Source organism: Bifidobacterium lemurum, from assembly GCF_014898175.1.
GTDB lineage: Bacteria > Actinomycetota > Actinomycetes > Actinomycetales > Bifidobacteriaceae > Bifidobacterium > Bifidobacterium lemurum.
The window spans coordinates 2,581,997-2,600,008 of the sequence record NZ_CP062948.1 but is presented as its reverse complement, the minus strand read 5'-3'; the positions used below and the strand labels follow the sequence as shown (position 1 = coordinate 2,600,008).

General features: G+C 63.8%; 14 protein-coding genes. 13 read left to right on the top strand and 1 reads right to left on the bottom strand.

Going from position 1 to position 18,012, the window contains the following annotated elements; genetic code table 11:
- The first annotated feature begins 92 nt into the window (after positions 1–92).
- The 3 genes from alaS to mltG are packed head-to-tail and all read left to right on the top strand — an operon-like array spanning position 93 to position 4,430.
- Complete coding sequence (gene alaS, locus BL8807_RS10330; RefSeq protein WP_072726701.1) at positions 93–2,771, top strand: alanine--tRNA ligase; 2,679 nt, start codon at positions 93–95, stop codon at positions 2,769–2,771.
- Positions 2,772–2,782: 11 nt separating this feature from the next.
- Positions 2,783–3,262: a Holliday junction resolvase RuvX gene (gene ruvX, locus BL8807_RS10325; protein WP_072726700.1), complete on the top strand. Its 480-nt coding sequence runs from the start codon at positions 2,783–2,785 to the stop codon at positions 3,260–3,262.
- The gene (mltG, locus tag BL8807_RS10320; protein WP_072726699.1) at positions 3,252–4,430 is read left to right on the top strand and encodes an endolytic transglycosylase MltG; all 1,179 of its coding nucleotides are present in this window, start codon (positions 3,252–3,254) and stop codon (positions 4,428–4,430) included. The genes ruvX and mltG overlap by 11 nt, the downstream gene beginning before the upstream one ends.
- Positions 4,431–4,496: 66 nt before the next feature.
- On the opposite strand, the gene BL8807_RS10315 is transcribed toward mltG, so the two are convergent.
- Complete coding sequence (locus BL8807_RS10315) at positions 4,497–4,970, bottom strand: prepilin peptidase (RefSeq protein WP_072726698.1); 474 nt, start codon at positions 4,968–4,970, stop codon at positions 4,497–4,499.
- A 45-nt stretch (positions 4,971–5,015) separates the two neighbouring features.
- On the opposite strand from BL8807_RS10315, the gene aroC reads away from it, so the two are divergent.
- From aroC to sufU, 10 genes are all read left to right on the top strand, one after another.
- Positions 5,016–6,209, top strand: a complete 1,194-nt coding sequence (gene aroC / locus BL8807_RS10310) for a chorismate synthase (RefSeq protein ID WP_072726697.1) — start codon at positions 5,016–5,018, stop codon at positions 6,207–6,209.
- 109 nt (positions 6,210–6,318) lie between these two features.
- Complete coding sequence (locus tag BL8807_RS10305; RefSeq protein WP_072726696.1) at positions 6,319–7,980, top strand: bifunctional shikimate kinase/3-dehydroquinate synthase; 1,662 nt, start codon at positions 6,319–6,321, stop codon at positions 7,978–7,980.
- A 128-nt stretch (positions 7,981–8,108) separates the two neighbouring features.
- The gene (locus BL8807_RS10300) at positions 8,109–8,555 is read left to right on the top strand and encodes a type II 3-dehydroquinate dehydratase (protein WP_072726695.1); all 447 of its coding nucleotides are present in this window, start codon (positions 8,109–8,111) and stop codon (positions 8,553–8,555) included.
- Between the two features lie 59 nt (positions 8,556–8,614).
- Positions 8,615–10,276: a CTP synthase gene (locus tag BL8807_RS10295; RefSeq protein ID WP_072726694.1), complete on the top strand. Its 1,662-nt coding sequence runs from the start codon at positions 8,615–8,617 to the stop codon at positions 10,274–10,276.
- Between the two features lie 133 nt (positions 10,277–10,409).
- A complete protein-coding gene (locus tag BL8807_RS10290) occupies positions 10,410–12,053 on the top strand; it encodes a L,D-transpeptidase family protein (protein WP_072726693.1) in 1,644 nt (547 codons plus the stop codon).
- Between the two features lie 219 nt (positions 12,054–12,272).
- Complete coding sequence (gene sufB / locus BL8807_RS10285) at positions 12,273–13,769, top strand: Fe-S cluster assembly protein SufB (RefSeq protein WP_072726692.1); 1,497 nt, start codon at positions 12,273–12,275, stop codon at positions 13,767–13,769.
- A 2-nt stretch (positions 13,770–13,771) separates the two neighbouring features.
- Positions 13,772–14,995: a Fe-S cluster assembly protein SufD gene (gene sufD, locus BL8807_RS10280; RefSeq protein ID WP_072726691.1), complete on the top strand. Its 1,224-nt coding sequence runs from the start codon at positions 13,772–13,774 to the stop codon at positions 14,993–14,995.
- A gap of 27 nt (positions 14,996–15,022) precedes the next feature.
- Positions 15,023–15,802 (top strand): Fe-S cluster assembly ATPase SufC, encoded by a 780-nt coding sequence (gene sufC, locus BL8807_RS10275; RefSeq protein ID WP_072726690.1) that lies wholly within the window; start codon positions 15,023–15,025, stop codon positions 15,800–15,802.
- A gap of 217 nt (positions 15,803–16,019) precedes the next feature.
- Complete coding sequence (locus BL8807_RS10270) at positions 16,020–17,291, top strand: SufS family cysteine desulfurase (protein ID WP_072726689.1); 1,272 nt, start codon at positions 16,020–16,022, stop codon at positions 17,289–17,291.
- A 136-nt stretch (positions 17,292–17,427) separates the two neighbouring features.
- Positions 17,428–17,979, top strand: a complete 552-nt coding sequence (gene sufU / locus BL8807_RS10265; RefSeq protein WP_072726688.1) for a Fe-S cluster assembly sulfur transfer protein SufU — start codon at positions 17,428–17,430, stop codon at positions 17,977–17,979.
- Positions 17,980–18,012: the final 33 nt, after the last annotated feature.

Here is an 18,012-nt window from a genome sequence, read left to right as displayed (position 1 = left end):
GACGTTTCAACGGCCCTCGGCCACACCTGTAATTCCTCAATGAAGGGCCCGCGCGCCCTCACACCACAACCCACAAGGAGCATGGCACCACAATGCGCACTTCTGAAATCGCGAAGCGCTACCTTGACTATTTCGAGAAGCACGACCATCTCGTCGTGCCGTCGGCGTCCCTGATCTCGCCGAACCCGACCACCCTGTTCACCATCGCCGGCATGGTGCCGTTCATCCCCTACCTGATGGGCGAGCAGACCGCCCCGTACCCGCGCATGGCCTCGAACCAGAAGTGCGTGCGCACGCTGGACATCGACGAGGTGGGCAAAACCACCCGCCACGGCACCTTCTTCCAGATGATCGGCAACTTCTCCTTCGGCGACTACTTCAAGGAGGAGGCCATCCACTACGCGTGGGAGCTGCTGACCCTGCCGGTCGAGCAGGGCGGCTATGGACTCGCCCCCGAGGATCTGTGGATGACCACCTTCACCGATGACGAGGAAGCCCGCGCCATGTGGCGCAACGAGGGCGTCGACCCCGAGCATATCCAGATCATGGGCATGGAGGACAACTTCTGGACCACCGGCGGCCCCGGTCCCGGCGGCCCCTGCTCCGAGATCTACGTGGACCGCGGCCCCGAATACGGCGTCGAAGGCGGCCCGATCGCGGACGAGAACCGCTACATCGAGATCTGGGACCTCGTGTTCGAAAACTACGAGGTCGACAACGTCAAATCCAAAACCGACCTGCATATCGTGGGCGAGCTGGAGAACAAGAACATCGACACCGGCGCGGGTCTGGAGCGACTGGCCTACCTGCTGCAGGGCAAGCAGAACATCTACGAGACCGACGAGGTCTACCCGGTGATCGAGGCGGCCGAACGCCTGTCCGGCCACAAGTACGGCGAGGACGCGGACGCCGACGTGCGCTTCCGTGTGGTCGCCGACCATGTGCGCTCCGCCCTGATGATCATGAGCGACGGCGTGCGCCCGAGCAACGTGGGCCGCGGCTACGTGCTGCGCCGCCTGCTGCGCCGCGTCGTGCGCTCGATGCGCATGCTCGGCGTGACCGATCCGGTGCTGCCCAGCCTGTTCCCGGTCTCCAAGGCCGCGATGGAGGCCAGCTACCCCGAGCTCAACGACACCTTCCATGACGTGACCGAAGCCGCCTACGGCGAGGAGGACACCTTCCTGCGCACGCTGGAGAACGGCACCACCATCCTCGACGTGGCCGTGAGGAAGGCCAAGGAGGCCGGCGAGGAGACCGTGTCCGGCAAGGACGCGTTCACCCTGCACGACACCTACGGCTTCCCGATCGAGCTGACCCTCGAGATGGCCGCCGAACAGGGCGTGAAGGTCGACGAGGCGAAGTTCCGCGAGCTGATGGCCGAGCAGAAGGGCCGCGCCCGCGCCGACGCGCTCAAGAAGCGTCACAACGTGGATCTGTCCGTCTACGACGATTTCAAGAAGACGCTCGCCAAGCCGATCGACTTCCTCGGCTACACCGACTTCTCCGCCCGCGGCACGGTGCTCGGCATCATGCAGGAGGGCAAGGGCTCCGTGCCCGCGGTCACCGCTCCGGCGACCGTCGAGGTGATCCTCGACCGCACGCCGTTCTACGCGGAGGCCGGCGGCCAGCTCGCCGACCAGGGCGAGATCCTCTCCGACGACGGCGCGGTGCTCGAGGTCGACGACGTGCAGAAGCCCATCAAGGATCTCATCGTCCACCAGTGCCGCCTGACCGAAGGCACGCTGGTGGTGGGCACGCAGGTCAACGCCAACATCGATCTGAACCGCCGCGGCGCCATCGCCCGCTCGCACACCGCCACCCATATGGTGCACAAGGCGCTGCGCGAGGAGCTCGGCCCGCAGGCCACCCAGCGCGGCTCCGAGGACGCCCCGAACCGTCTGCGTTTCGACTTCCAGTGGTCCAAGGCGCCGGCCAAGACGGTGATCAGCGCCGTCGAGGAGCGCGTGAACGACCGTCTGCGCGACAATCTGGCCGTCACCACGCAGGAGATGAAGTTCGATGACGCCATCGCTCTGGGCGCCATGCATCTGTTCGGCGAGAAGTACGGCGACATCGTGCGCGTCGTGTCCATCGGCGAGGACGGTTGGAGCCGCGAGCTGTGCGGCGGCACCCACGTTGACCACGTCGGCAAGATCGGCGCGGTCAACATCATGTCCGAAGCGTCGATCGGCTCCGGCGTGCGTCGCGTGGACGCGCTGGTGGGACAGAGCGCCTACGAATACAACGCGCGTGAGCACGCGCTCGTCTCGCAGCTGAGCGACAAGCTCAACGCGCGTCCGGACGAGCTGGCCGACCGTGTGAACACGCTGCTCGCCAAGCTCAAGGAATCCGACCGACGTCTGGCCTCCATGTACGAATCCCAGCTGGCCGCGTCCGTGCCGGAACTGGTGACGGCCGCTCAACAGTCGAACCACTCGATCAAGGTCGCGGCGAAGAACGTCGGACATTTCGGTTCCTTCGACGCGCTGCGCAAGACGGTGCTCGACGTGCGCGGCCGCCTCGGCGAGGACGCTCCCGTGGTGGTGGCCCTCGCCGGCGTGAGCGAGGACGACAAGCCCATGGTGGCGGTCGCCACCAACGATTCCGCCCGCAAGCTCGGCATCAAGGCCGGCGATCTGGTGCGCGGCGCATCCAAGATCCTCGGCGGCGGTGGCGGCGGCAAGCCGGACTTCGCCCAGGGCGGCGGCGCCGACGCGACGAAGATCGACGAGGCGTTGGAGGCGCTGTCCTCCGAGGTGGCGAAGGCCTGACACGCACGACGATGGTGTGGTTAGGCGTTGATCTGGGGAACGCACGGGTCGGACTCGCATTGTCCGACCCGGAGCTCACCCTTGCCCATCCGGCAGGCAACATCGCCGTGTATGGCGATTCCTTCTTCGCGCTGGAGGATGTGTGCGCCCTGATCGAGGATGAGCATGTCGACCGTGTGATCGTGGGGCTTCCCCTGCAGATGGACGGCACGGAAGGCAAAAGCGCGAAAAAGGCCCGTCGGTGGGCCGACAATCTCACCAAACGTTTGAAACTGCTGGTGGACGACGACCAGTCTCCGATTCAGACGGTTCCACAGGTAACATTGGTTGATGAACGGCTGACGACCGTCAGCGCGCACCGTCTGCTTCTTGACGCGTCGGTTCGCACGAACAGGCACAGGCCCGTCGTCGACCAACAGTCTGCTGTGGTGATATTGCAGACGGCACTTGATGGTGCGAAAGAGAAGAAGGAGGCGATCGATGTCCGATAGCTTCAACGATTTTTTCGACGAGAACACGCAGTGGGTCGATCCCGGCGAAACGCCTCTCGGCGCGGAACCCCCGCGTCCGCCGAAATCGCGTAAGGAGATGCGCAAGCGCCGCGAGCAGCGTGCGCGCAAACGCGTGGTGCGCACGATTATCGTCATCGTGGTATTGGCGTTGCTTGCCGCCGGCGGATATTTCGGGTACCGCGCGCTGGCCGCTTGGAGCGCCGCCCGCAACGCGCAGCAGGAACAGGCCGCGATTCAGGACTATCCCGGTCCCGGCGGCGAAGAAGTGCTGTTCACCGTGCAGCAGGGCGAGGGCGCGACCCAAATCGCCGAGAACCTCGTCGAGGCGGACATCGTCAAATCCGCGGCGGCGTTCACCACCGTGGTGGCCGCGAACAATCTGACGCTGTATCCCGGAACCTACACGCTGCGGCTGCAGATGGCCGCCGCCGACGTGGCGAACATCCTTTCCGATCAGACCAACGCCAGCGGATTCCTTGAAGTGCGCCCCGGCGACCGCGTCTCCGCGGTGATCGCCAACGCCGTGCTGCTGACGGACTACACCGAAAGTGATTTCGAAAGCGTCGTCAACGGCGGCGGCGACGGCATTCTGCCGTCCGAGGCCGAAGGCAGCTTCGAAGGCTGGCTGGAACCCGGCACCTACGACGTGCAGAACAAAACCGTCACCGAAATCCTGCAGGAGATGGTCGATGCCCGCATCGCCAAACTCGACGATCTGGGCGTCGCCGCCGACCAACGCCAACGCGTGCTGAAAATCGCATCCATCGCTGAAGCCGAGGTGAATCGCGAGGAGTACTACGGCAAGGTCACGCGCGTGATCGAGAACCGTCTCGAAATCGGCATGAACCTGGGCATGGACACCTCGCTGGCCTATGGTCTGGGCAAAAGCGCCAGCGAAATCACCGACGCGGATATCGCCGACGAGTCGAACCTGTACAACCTGCACAACCACGAGGGACTGCCGCCCACGCCGATCAGCAATCCGGGAGACAACGCCCTCGAAGCGGCGATCAACCCCGAGGAAGGCGATTGGCTGTATTTCGTGACGGTCGACCTTTCCACCGGCGAAACCAAGTTCGTCTCCACCGAAGACGAATTCTGGCAGATCCGCGACGAATACAAGAACAACAACGAGAACGCCAACTGACATGCGTTGAAGGCGGATCGCAAGCGGCCCGGAATCGACAGGTTCGGTTCCGGGCGCTTTTGTTGTTCAACCCCATACGGCGGCGCATGCCACGGCGGCGACCGCGGCGACGACGATCACCGGCACGAACGGCACCTTGCCGCGGTACGGCGTGCGTCGTTGCGGGTCGAATCGCCGCCACCCGGCCATCCACAGCAGGCCGAACGCCCCCTTCGCCAGCCACCAGACCACCACGGCGAACAAGCCGAACATTCCGACGGCCAAACCAATCACGAACGTGCAGGTCACATCCCCGAATCCCAACGCTCCCGGTCGAATCAGCGCCAACGCGCCCTGCACCGCCGCGCACAGCAGCGCGAACAGCAGCGACTGCAATATCACGAACGCGTTGTTCTCGGCCACCGCCACCACGATGAGGGCGAGCAGCTGCGTGAGCGAACCCACCGCAACCCATGCGCGCGGCACCCGACGATGGCGCACGTCTTCAGCGCACAACGCCAGTCCACATAGAAGACTCGGCAGACACGCAAGGTATGACATACCGGTAGGATAGTCCGAAGTTACCCATCGGATAAAGGAGAAGGCATGTTGCGCTGGCAGACCGCGGGAGAATCACACGGCGAGGCGTTGGTCGCGATGATCGAGGGAGTGCCCGCGGGCGTGCGCGTCAACACGGCCGATATCGTCGGCGCACTGGCCCGCCGCCGTCTGGGCTACGGCCGCGGCGCGCGCATGAAATTCGAACAGGACCAGGTGCGTCTGCTGACCGGCGTGCGCCACGGCGTGACCATCGGCGGCCCCATCGCCATCGAAATCGGCAATACCGAATGGCCCAAGTGGACCGAGGTGATGAGCGCCGACCCGCTCGACCATGAACTGGAACGCGAAGGGCGCAACGCGCCGCTCAGCCGCCCCCGCCCAGGGCATGCGGACCTGACCGGCATGCGCAAATATGGCTTCGACGACGCGCGCCCCGTGCTGGAACGCTCCAGCGCGCGCGAAACCGCCTCCCGTGTGGCCTTGGGCGAGGTCGCCCGCCAATTCCTCGAGCAGACACTGGGCGTGACCACCGCCTCGCATGTGCTGTCCATCGGCGGCGCCGGCATCACCGACCCCACCGAGGCGACGTTGCCCACCGCGGCCGACGTTCAGGCTCTGGACACCTCGCCCGTACGCACGTTGGACAAGGACGCCGAAGCCCGCATGATCGCCCGCATCGACGAGGCGAAGGAATCCGCCGACACCTTGGGCGGCGTGGTCGAAGTCATCGCCTACGGCATGCCCGCCGGCGTGGGCACCTATGTGGAATCCGATCGTCGGCTCGACGCGGCGCTGGCCGCCGCGATGATGGGCATCCAGGCCATCAAGGGTGTGGAGATCGGCGACGGCTTCCTCGAAGCCATGCGTCCCGGATCCCAGGCGCATGACGAGATGGTGCCGGGGAAGAACGGCGGCATCGAACGCGTGACCAACCGCGCCGGCGGCATCGAAGGCGGCATGTCCAACGGGCAGCCGATCCGCGTGCGTGCCGCGATGAAGCCGATTCCATCCATTCCCAAGGCCCTGCGCACCGTGGATGTGCTCACCGGCGAGGCCGCGCAGGCCATCAACCAGCGTTCCGACTCCACCGCCGTGCCGGCCGCCGCCGTGGTCGCCGAGGCGATGGTGCGGCTCACGCTCGCCCAGTACGCGCTCGAGAAGTTCGGCGGCGACAGCGTCGAGGAGACCCGCCGCAATATGGAAAGCTATCTCGCCTCCTGGCCCGAGCATATGCGCTGACTCGAGGAACTGTGGAACCTACTGGGATGGATGCTGGGCGGAAAGGCCCGCCCATCCCTATCAGGTTCGCGACAGGCACCCTCGAACCGACGAATGAATGGTTGTGCAGATGAGTGTTGAACGAACTGGCCGTCCGGCCGGCGAAAGCCATGTCATCCTCCCGTATGCGGTGATCATCGGCATGATGGGCGCGGGCAAGACACGCGTGGGCAAAGAGGTCGCGCATATGCTCGGTTTGCCTTTCGCAGACGCGGATGTGGAGATCGAGCGCGAAGTGGGCATGAAGATCCCCGCTTATTTCGAGCGCTTTGGCGAGCCCGCCTTCCGTGAGGTGGAACGCGACCTGATCCTCGACATGCTCGAGGACTTCGACGGCGTCTTCTCGCTTGGCGGCGGCGCTCCCATGACGCCGGCGGTGCAGAAGGCGCTGGCTTTGTATATCGAGCGCGGAGGCAAGGTCGTCTATCTCATGGCCGATCCCGCCGAGGCGATGGAACGCGCCAACCGCGGCGGCGGCCGCCCCATGCTCAACGGCGACGCGGACGCGCGCTGGAAGAAGCTGTACAAGGAACGCGATCCCGTGTTCCAGCGTGTCGCGAACGCGCATGTGCGTACACGCGGACTGACGCCGCAGATGGCGGCGAGAAAGGTGATGGATATGCTTGCGGAACGTACGGTGCATGTGACCGGCTCGACCATCGAACCCTATGACGTGGCCATCGGCGAAGGCGTGATGAACCATCTCGCCGACGTGCTCGGCCCCAAGCCGGTGCGCGTGGCCCTGATCCACACCCAGCCGGTGCAGCGCCATTCCGACCGCGCGCGCACCCTGCTGCGCCAAGCCGGCTACGAGGTGAGCGACATCGTGATCCCCGACGCGGAACGCGGCAAAACCGTCGACGTGGCCAACGGCATCTGGGAGCGTCTTGGCGACGAAGGGTTCACCCGCTCCGACGCGATCGTGGGACTCGGCGGGGGAGCGGCCACCGATCTGGCCGGATTCATCGCCGCCACATGGATGCGCGGCGTGCGCTACGTGAACTGCCCGACCTCCCTGCTGGCCATGGTGGACGCCTCCACCGGCGGCAAAACCGGCGTGAACACGGCCGCGGGCAAGAACCTCGTCGGATCCTTCTACACGCCCGCCGGCGTGCTGGCCGATGTGAAGACCCTGGCGACCCTGCCGAACGACATCTTCACCGAAGGCTTGGGCGAGGTCGCCAAATCGGGCTTCATCATGGACACGGAGATCCTGCGCATCCTCGAAGAGCATGCCGATGAGCTGCGCGCCTTCGACGGCGCGAACTTCCTCGGCTCCGGACTGCAGGATGTGGTGGCCGAACTGATCGAACGCACGGTGAGCGTCAAAGCGAAGCACGTCTCCGCAGATCTCAAAGAGGCCGGCATGCGCGAGTTCCTCAACTACGGCCACACCATGGGCCATGCCATCGAAAAGCTCGAACACTTCCGTTGGCGGCATGGCAACGCCGTCGCGGTCGGCATGGTGTACGTGGCCGAATTGGCGTGCTTGCTCGGCTACATCGACGCCGATCTGGTCGACTACCACCGCTCGCTGCTTTCCTCGCTGGGACTGCCGATCTCGTGGAACAACGGGTCGTTCGATGACGTGCTCGCCCTGATGCACAAAGACAAGAAGGCCCGCGGCAACACGCTGCGCTTCGTGGTGCTCGACCGCCCCGGCCATGTGGTGCATCTGGAGAACCCGCCGGCCGACGCCGTGCGCGAGGCCTTCGAACGCATCAGCCGATAGGCCGGGTGTCGACGGACACGTCGGATTTCGGATTCAAGACGCATCCGTCACAATCGAAGATAATGGGCCGGAGCCTTCCGGTCCTCCCAACAGCCCGTCCCGTGGGGACGAATGGATAAGGAGCAATCATGACCAAGGTCATCGTCGTCAACGGTCCGAATCTGGGACGGCTCGGCGTACGCCAGCCCGACGTGTACGGCCGCCAGGACTTGGAGACGATGCGTAGCCTGTGCGCCGAATGGGGCGCGGCATTGGGGCTGGAGGTCGAAGTGCGGCAGACCGACGATGAAGCCGAAATCATCGGCTGGATGCACCAGGCCGCCGACGAGAAGACCCCGGTGGTGATGAATCCCGCCGCCTTCACCCACTATTCGTACGGTTTGGCCGATGCCGCCCATATGGTCATTGACGAAGGGCTGCCGCTGATCGAGGTGCACATTTCCAACCCGTCGGCGCGCGACGAGTTCCGCAAACGTTCCGTGATCAGCCCCGTCGCCACCGGCACCATCACCGGCATGGGCTTCTACGGCTACAAAATGGCCCTCGACGCCGTCGCCCACCTGATTGCGGACTAGCCGCATTCGCGCTATTTGTAAACACGCCGGGTCACATACGGATGATAGGATGAAATTCCATGGTTAGAAGACAACATGGCAATTCCTCCGAACACATCACCAAGCATATTTTCGTCACCGGCGGTGTGGTCTCATCCCTCGGCAAAGGCCTGACGGCATCGTCCCTCGGCCGCCTGCTGCGCTCCCGTGGCATCCATGTGCTGCAGCAGAAGCTCGATCCCTACATCAATGTGGATCCGGGCACGATGAACCCGTTCCAACATGGCGAGGTCTACGTGACCGAGGACGGCGCCGAAACCGATCTCGACATCGGCCACTACGAGCGATTCCTCGACGTCTATCTGAGCCAGAAGGCGAACGTCACCACCGGTCAGATCTACCAGGAGGTGCTGCGCAAGGAACGCGCCGGTGAGTACCTCGGCCAGTGCGTGCAGGTCATCCCGCACATCACCAACGAAATCAAGTCCCGCATGCGCGCCCAAGCGAGCGACGACGTGGACGTGATCATCACCGAAATCGGCGGCACCGTCGGAGACATCGAATCCCAGCCTTTCCTCGAGGCCGCGCGCGAGGTGCGCCGCGACCTCGGCTCCGAGAACTGCATGTTCGTGCACGTCTCGTTGGTGCCGTACATCTCCGCCGCACACGAGCTGAAAACCAAGCCCACCCAGCATTCCGTGATGATGCTGCGCCAGCTGGGCATCACGCCCGACGCGCTCGTGCTGCGAAGCGACCGTCCTCTCAACGAATCCGTCAAGGACAAGATCTCCCTGATGTGCGATGTGGACGCCGAAGGCGTGGTCAACTGCGTGGACGCTCCGAGCATCTACGACGTGCCGAAGATCCTCTTCGACGAAGGCCTCGACGCCTACGTGGTGCGCGAGCTCGGTCTGCCCTTCCATGACGTGGATTGGGATGAATGGTCCGATCTGCTGGAGCGTGTGCACCATCCCAAGCATGAGGTGAACATCGCCATCGTCGGCAAGTACATCGACCTGCCGGACGCCTACCTGTCCGTCACCGAGGCCATCAAGGCCGGCGGTTTCGCCAATTACGCGAAGGTGAACGTCAAGTGGGTCGCGGCCGACAAGTGCGAGACCGAGGAGGGCGCGGCCGCCGCGCTCGACCAGGTCGACGGCATCGTCGTGCCCGGCGGCTTCGGCATCCGCGGCATCGACGGCAAGATCGGCGCGTTCAGGTTCGCCCGTGAGAACAAGCTGCCCGCCCTCGGCCTGTGCCTCGGTCTGCAGTCCATGGTCATCGAATATGCCCGCGACATGGTCGGTCTTGACGACGCGAACTCCACCGAATTCGAGCCCGATTGCGCCACGCCCGTCATCGCCACGATGGAGGAGCAGAAGGATATCGTCGCCGGTAAGGGTGATATGGGCCACACCATGCGACTGGGATCCTACCCGGCCGAATTGGAGGAGGGCTCGCTGGTCGCCGAACTCTACGGCACCACGCATGTGACCGAACGCCATCGCCACCGCTACGAGGTGAACGTGGCCTACAAGGACGCCCTGCGCGAGGCCGGCCTGAGGATCTCCGGCCAAAGCCCGGACGGCGAACTCACCGAGTTCGTGGAACTGCCGCGTGAGGTGCATCCGTTCTATGTCTCCACGCAGGCGCATCCCGAGTTCAAGTCCCGTCCGACCAAGCCACATCCGCTGTTCGCTGGCTTGGTCAAGGCCGCGCTGGACCACCAGCAGGGCCGCTGATCGCGCCCTGTGACGCACGCAGGACAAGCCCCGTTCGGTGACGGGGCTTGCTGCTATATTGGCTCACGGTGAGCGCCGCGGCATAAACGGCGCTCGTTGTGCGAGAAACAAGGGTTTCAAAGAAGGAACGACAATGGCTGATGAGTCAGTGGACCCGAATCGCTCAGATACGACGCCTGAGCTGCTGTGGAACGTCGGAGACGAGACCGAGGTGATTCGTCCCGTGTCCGAGTCTCCGTTTACCGCGGTCATCGATCCGATGGATGACAACATGGACGCGTTGGGCAAGGTCAAGGTGAAGAAGAAGCGTCTGATTTGGCCGTGGATCGTGCTGGCCGTCGTGCTCGTGCTGGGCGCTGCCACCGCCGGCGGCTGGTGGTTCTTCGAATCCCATGCGCTGCCGGGCGTGAGCCTGTGGGGCAATTCGATGGTGGGCAAATCCAGGCAGCAGATCATCAACGCCATCGACGATCAGGTGAACAACACCGCCGTGCCGGTGGAATACAACGGCGAAACCGCTTCCTTCACGTTGAAGGAACTCGGCTACGACATCGATTCCGAAGAGATCGCCGATCAGGTAGTGAACGCCAAGCGCGACGGCGCATGGTGGAAGCGCTATCTGCCGAACGAACAGGAGAACATCGAGCCCGACATCTCACTGTCCGTCGCGGACGGCTCCGTGATCGACGAGGCTTTGGGTACGGCCGAAGTGACGCCGGTGGACGCCCAAGTGACCCTGAACGCGGATGGCAACGGCTTCGACGTGGTGCCGATGCAGCTCGGCAAGGGCGCGGACGCGCAGGCGGTGGCTGAGCAAGGCATCGCCGCGGTCGAGTCTCTGGGCGATGTCCAGCCGCAGACGGTGACCATCGAACTGAAGGATACCGAGCCCGCGGTCACCGACACCATCGCGAACGAGGCGAAGGCCACACTTGACGGATTGGTGAGCAATCCCGTGGAGATCAAGGTGAACGACCATACCATCGCCACGATCGACGCCCCCGCCCTCGCGGCCTCCATGACGATCAACGCGAACGAACAGGCCAAGCTGGCGGATAATGAAACCCGCAACGGCTATGTGGTGTTCAACGCCGACAAGATGCAGGAGTACTACAACAACTCCATCAAGACGAATCTGCAGACCGGGCGTGAGGATCGCGAAGTCGTCGTCAACAACAACGGCGAAGAGCTCGAAGTGGTCACCGAAGGCCATGACGGTGTCACCGTGGCGGACGGCGCCGATACGAACATCGGTCCGCAGCTCGTCGAAGCGCTGGCCAATGGCGGCGGCTCCGTAAGCGTCGAGGGCACCGTCGATCCGATGCAGACGAAAACCACCAAACGTCACGTGGTGGTCGATCTGTCCGACAACAAGGTCTACGCCTACGAGAACGACCAGCTGATCCGTACGATGAGCATGTCCGCCGGTCAAGGCAACAGCCGCACTACCGGCGAATGCGTCAGCGGCGGAGACCTGTGCACTCCCACCGGAGACTTCACCATCTGGCTGAAGTACGAATCGCAGGATATGAGCGGCAACCTCACCCTGTCCGATGGCTCCACCTCCCAATGGGACGTCAAGGGCGTCGGATTCGTGAACTACTTCTCCCGCAGCGGCTGCGCCATCCACCGCATCGCCACGTCCGGCTACGTCAGCGACGCGGCGGTGGCGGCGATGGGCAACACCTCCCACGGCTGCGTGGGCATCGGCTGGGACCAAGCCGAATGGTTCTACAACTGGTGCGTGATGGGCACCACCGTGCACGTGCAGGTCTGACGAGCCGCACCAGCCGATTCGACAGTCACGCAAAGCGGCTTTCCGCATACGGGAAGCCGCTTTGTCATAAGCGTCCGCCACCACTGGCTGTAGACCCGTTCAGGTGTGTTTCATATCACGTTCGCGGTCGGCCGACATCCGGTGCGGATACTAGTATTGCTCGCCGAGTTCTGTTACGTTGGCGTAAGACGAAATCAAGAAATGTAAGGAGGCGGGCACATGAGCGAGCAACAAGCCCCTGGCGCCGCGTCAGACGTGGAGATGAGCCAGTATGTGGCTGATCGAGGCCGCGTCAACGAGGACAAGATCAGGCAGGATGACGAGATCATCTCGCAGTTCGGCGAATACCTCTACGGCTGGCATGATTCCGACGCCGCCGGCGAGGCCGCGAAAAAGGGCATCAGCGAGCAGGTGGTGCGTGAGATCAGCGCTGACAAAGGCGAGCCCGAGTGGATGCTCGAGAAACGTCTCGAAGGCTACCGCGACTTCGTGAACCGCCCGATGCCCCTGTGGGGCGTCGATTTGAAGGATTTCGACGCGGACGACTTCAAGTACTACGTCAAGCCGATGGACAAGCAGGCCGCCTCTTGGGAGGAAGTGCCCGACGAAATCCGCGACACCTACGACAGGCTCGGCATTCCGGAGGCGGAGAAAAGCCGTCTGATCTCCGGCGTGGCCGCGCAGTACGAGTCCGAGATGATTTACCATTCCATTCAGGACGACCTGAAAAAGCAGGGCGTGATCTTCGTGGACACCGACACTGCGGTGCGCGAATATCCCGAGATCGTACAGAAGTACTTCGGCAAGTGCATTCCCAGCAACGACAATAAGTTCTCCGCGCTCAACACTGCGGCATGGTCGGGCGGCTCGTTCGTCTACGTGCCCAAGGGCGTGCATGTGGACATCCCGTTGCAGGCGTACTTCCGCATCAACACCCCGAATATGGGCCAGTTCGAACGCACGCTGATCATCGCGGACGAAGGCTCCTACGTGCATTACGTGGAGGGCTGCACCGCTCCGATCTACTCCACCGATTCGCTGCACTCCGGCGTGGTGGAGATTTTCGTGGAGCCGCACGCCCGCGTGCGTTACACCACCGTGCAGAACTGGTCGAACAACGTCTACAATCTCGTGACCCAGCGCGCCTACGTGCGCGCGCACGGCACGATGGAATGGGTGGACGGCAACATCGGTTCCAAGGCCACGATGAAATACCCGGCCTGCGTGCTCGCCGAACCGTATGCGAAGGCTGAGACCATGTCGCTCGGCTTCGCCGGCAAAGGCCAGTATCAGGATACGGGCGCGAAGATGATCCATCTCGCTCCGCACACCAGCTCCACGATCGTCGCCAAGTCGATCTCCCGCGGCGGCGGACGTTCCGCCTACCGCGGCCTGGTCAAAATCGTCGACGGTGCCGAAGGCTCGTCGAACTCCACCGTGTGCGACGCGTTGCTGGTGGACGACTACTCCCGCTCCGACACCTACCCGCATGTGGATGTGCGCGAGGACGACGTGTCCATGGCCCATGAGGCGACCGTCTCCAAGGTCTCCGAAGACCAGCTGTTCTATCTGATGAGCCGCGGCCTCAACGAGGACGAGGCGATGGGCATGATCGTGCGCGGCTTCGTCGAGCCGATCAGCCGCGAGCTGCCGATGGAATACGCGCTCGAACTCAATCGACTGGTGGAACTGCAGATGGAAGGATCGGTGGGCTGAGCATGGCCGAGAAGGAAATCAACATCCCCGTCGCGGATCCGAACGATCCGTATGCGACTCCGGCGGCCATGCCGTCGAGCGCCGACCGCAATCCACGCTCCTTCGACGTGGCGGATTTCGCCGCGCCCTCGCGCGACCAGGAGGATTGGCGCTACACTCCGATCGAACGCATCGAGGAGTTCTTCGACGTGTTCGAACCATCCGGCCAGACCGTGGTGGAAATCGGCATGGTGGACGGCTCCCCGGTTCCCGGAAACCACGTCACCATCGCCCAGCGCAAGCTCGGCGAAGCGCCCTCCGGCACCGTCTCCAAGCCCAGCGACCGCGTGGCCGCCGTGGAATGGAACTCCGGCGCCACCGCCACCATCATCGAACTGAACGGCGAACTCGACCAGCCGGTGCTCGTGCGGGTGCACGGCGCGGGCCAGACGCTCGACGCCCTGCATCTGGTGATCGCGGCCGCCCCCAACACGCATGCCGACGTGGTCGTCGAACACGACGGCGAAGCGCGCTTGGCCGAAGGCGTGGAGATCGTCACCGGACAGGACAGCCACATCTCCGCCACGTTCATCCAGGAATGGGCGCACGGTTCCAAGCATGTGGGCAATCATCGCCTGCATGTGGGCAAGGGCGCGAGCCTGCGCCACTCCGTCGTCACCCTCGGCGGCGACGTGGTGCGCATCCGCATGGATCAGGACTTCGGCGGAGAGCAGGGCGAGCTCAACATGCTCGGCATCTACTTCGTCGATCCGGGCGAGCATATCGAACACCGCACGATGGTGGTGCACAACCATCCCGAATGCAAATCCCGCGTGGTCTACAAGGGAGCGCTCGACGGCAAGGACGCGCACTCCACATGGGTGGGCAACGCGCTGATCGAACCGACCGCCCCCGGCACGGACTCATACGAGCTGAACCGCAACCTCGTGCTCACCCCGGGCGCGATCGCCGACTCCGAGCCGAATCTGGAGATCGAGAACGGCAACATCGTCGGCGCGGGCCATGCCTCGTCGGTGGGCCGCTTCGACGATGAGGAGCTGTTCTACCTGCAGTCGCGCGGCATCCCTGAAATCGAAGCCCGCAAACTCGTGGTGCGCGGCTTCTTCGGCGAACTCGTCGACGAGATCGGCGTGCCCGCCATCTCCGAGCATCTCATGACCGTCATCGACCGACGCCTGTCCCGCGGCGAGAACGCGGAACTCGCGAAGGCCTTCGAAGAGCAGTAAGCCGCTACCAGTTTTAGGAGAACACCAATGGCAACCCTGGAAATCAAAGACCTCGTCGCCCACGTCGAAACCAAGGACGGCATCAAGCAGATCCTCAAAGGCGCGAGCCTGACCGTCAACTCGGGCGAGACCCACGCCATCATGGGCCCCAACGGCTCCGGCAAGTCCACGCTGGCCTACACGCTGGCCGGACACCCCAAGTACATCGTCGACTCCGGCCAAGTGCTGCTCGACGGCGAGGATGTGCTCAAGATGACCCCGGACGAGCGCGCCAAAGCCGGCCTGTTCCTGGCCATGCAGTATCCGGTCGAAGTGCCGGGCGTGTCGATGACGAACTTCCTGCGCACCGCGAAAACGGAGATCGACGGCAAGGCGCCCGCCATCCGCACGTGGACCAAGGAGCTCACCGAGTCGATGAAGCGCCTCAAGATGGATCCGAAGTTCGCGACCCGTTCCGTGAACGAGGGCTTCTCCGGTGGCGAGAAGAAGCGCGCCGAAGTGCTGCAGCTCGAACTGCTGCGCCCGAAGTTCGCCATCCTCGACGAAACCGACTCCGGTCTGGACGTGGACGCGCTGCGCGTCGTCTCCGAAGGCGTGAACCGTGCCAAGGAGGCCAACAACTTCGGCATCCTCATGGTCACGCACTACACGCGCATTCTGAAGTACATCAAGCCCGACATCGTGCACGTCTTCTCTGACGGACACTTCGTGAAGACCGGCGGCCCGGAGCTGGCGGACGAACTCGAAGAGCAGGGCTACGACCAGTACCTGCCCGCCGGATCCGATTCCGAGTCCGCGCTGGCGTAAGGACCAAAGTTCCAGCGTGGGCCGCGGGGGCCTGGAGTGGCTCTGTTTTCATCTGCTCTGGATTGTGCTCTAAAGTTCCAGCATGGGCCGCGGGGAGCTGGGATGTTCTATTCACGACACGCTCCGGGCCGCTCAGGCCAAGTCTTTACGGTCGAGAACAGAACATCCCAGCTCCCCGCTCGTTACGTACGCAACTTACGAAAGAGGAATAGGCGAGATGATTGATTTCGATAAGGTGCGGGCTGAGTTTCCGATTCTGGACCAGCAGGTGCACGGGCGTCCGCTGGTATATCTGGATTCCGCCGCGACCGCCCAGAAGCCGCAGTGCGTGATTGACGCGGAGAGCGAGTTCTACCGCACCATCAACGCCGGCGTGCATCGCGGGGCGCATGAGCTTGCGGCCCGCAGCACCATGGCCTTCGAGGACGCGCGCTCCAAAGTGGCCCGTCTGGTCGGCGCGAACGCGGCGGAGGGCGAAGAGGAGGTCGTGGTAACCTCCGGCGCCACGGCTGGTCTCAACCTGTTGGCCACTGCGTTCGGCAACGCGAGTCTGGGCCGTGGGGGAGCGGCGGCCGCCCGTTTCGCATTGAAACCCGGCGATGAGATCGTCGTCTCGAAAGCCGAGCATCATTCGGTGCTGCTGCCTTTCCAGGAGCTGGCGGCCCGCACCGGCGCGACCTTCAAATGGTTGGATTTGGACGACGAGGGACGCGTGCGCGTCGATGAGGCCCGCGAGGTCATCACCGAACGCACGAAAGTGGTCGCCGTCACCCATGTGGCGAATGTGACCGGCGCCATCACCGATATTGCGCCGCTGGTGTCCCGCGCGCATGAGGTGGGCGCGGTGTTCGTGCTCGACGCCTGCCAGTCAGTTCCTCATCTGGCCGTGGATTTCCATGCGTTGGACGTGGATTTCGCCGCGTGGAGCGCGCATAAGATGTACGGCCCTACCGGTGTGGGATTCCTCTACGGCAAGCGTGAACTGTTGGAGGCGCTGCCTCCGGCCAATTTCGGCGGTTCGATGGTGGAACTCGCGTGGATGGACCAGCCGGCCCAATACATGGTGCCGCCCGCCCGTTTCGAGGCCGGAACCCAGCCGGTGGCGCAGGTCGTGGCAGCCGGCGTGGCCGCCGATTGGATGATGGACATCGGCTTGGGGAACATCGAGGCGCATGAGCGTCAAATCGCGGCCGAATTGCTGAAGATCGGCGACATCGACGGCGTTCGTGTTCTCGGTCCCCGTGAGAATGCCGGCCGCATCGGCACCGTCGCGTTCGACGTCGCCGGTGTGCATCCGCATGATGTGGGCCAATTCATCGATGCACAAGGCATCGCCATCCGCGTGGGACACCACTGCGCGCAACCCGTGCACCGCCATTTCGGCATCTACGCGTCGAACCGCGCATCCAGCGGCGTGTACAACAGCGTGGAGGGCGCGCGCGCTCTGGTCGAGGCGTTGGGCAAGGTGCGCGCGTTCTTCGGCGCGTGACCGCGAGCCGCATGACGCGGGTGACGATCACCCGTATGCGTACGGCATACGATATACGGACTGGCTTTCGCTTCGCCTGCCCACGAACGTGAAGACGCTGTCTGGTTGGGCGCGGATGGCGGTAGATTGGAGAACTATGAGTGATTTTGGCATGAGCGGCGACGAGCTGGAGCAGATGTACCAGCAGGTCATTATGGAGGCCGCGCGCGACCCGCATGGCAAGGAGCGTTTCGCCCGCGACCTGACCAAGGAGGAGGGGGCGTCCGGTGGTGAGGCCATCGTGCGTGCGGGGCATGAATACTGCACTCCCGGCGAATCCCACCAGTTCAATCCGACCTGCGGCGACGAGGCGACCGTGCATGTGGAGGTTTCCGACACCGAACCCCACACCATCGAACGGTTGGTGTGGGATGGGCAGGGCTGCTCGATTTCGCAGGCGAGTCTGTCCATCATGGTCGATCTGGTCGACGGCAAAACCGTGGAAGAGGCGATGGCTCTCGCCGTCGCCTTCCGCAAGCTGATGGAGTCGCGCGGCGCCGGACTGGACGACGAGGCGCTCGAGGAGTCTTTGGAGGATGCCGTCGTATTCCAAGGCGTATCCAAATATCCGATGCGCATCAAATGCGCGCTGCTCGGCTGGGAGGGTATGAAGGACGCGGTGGCCAAAGCCCTCGCCGCCAAAGCCTGACGGAGCGCCGCCATCGAGGGATTCCGGAAGGGA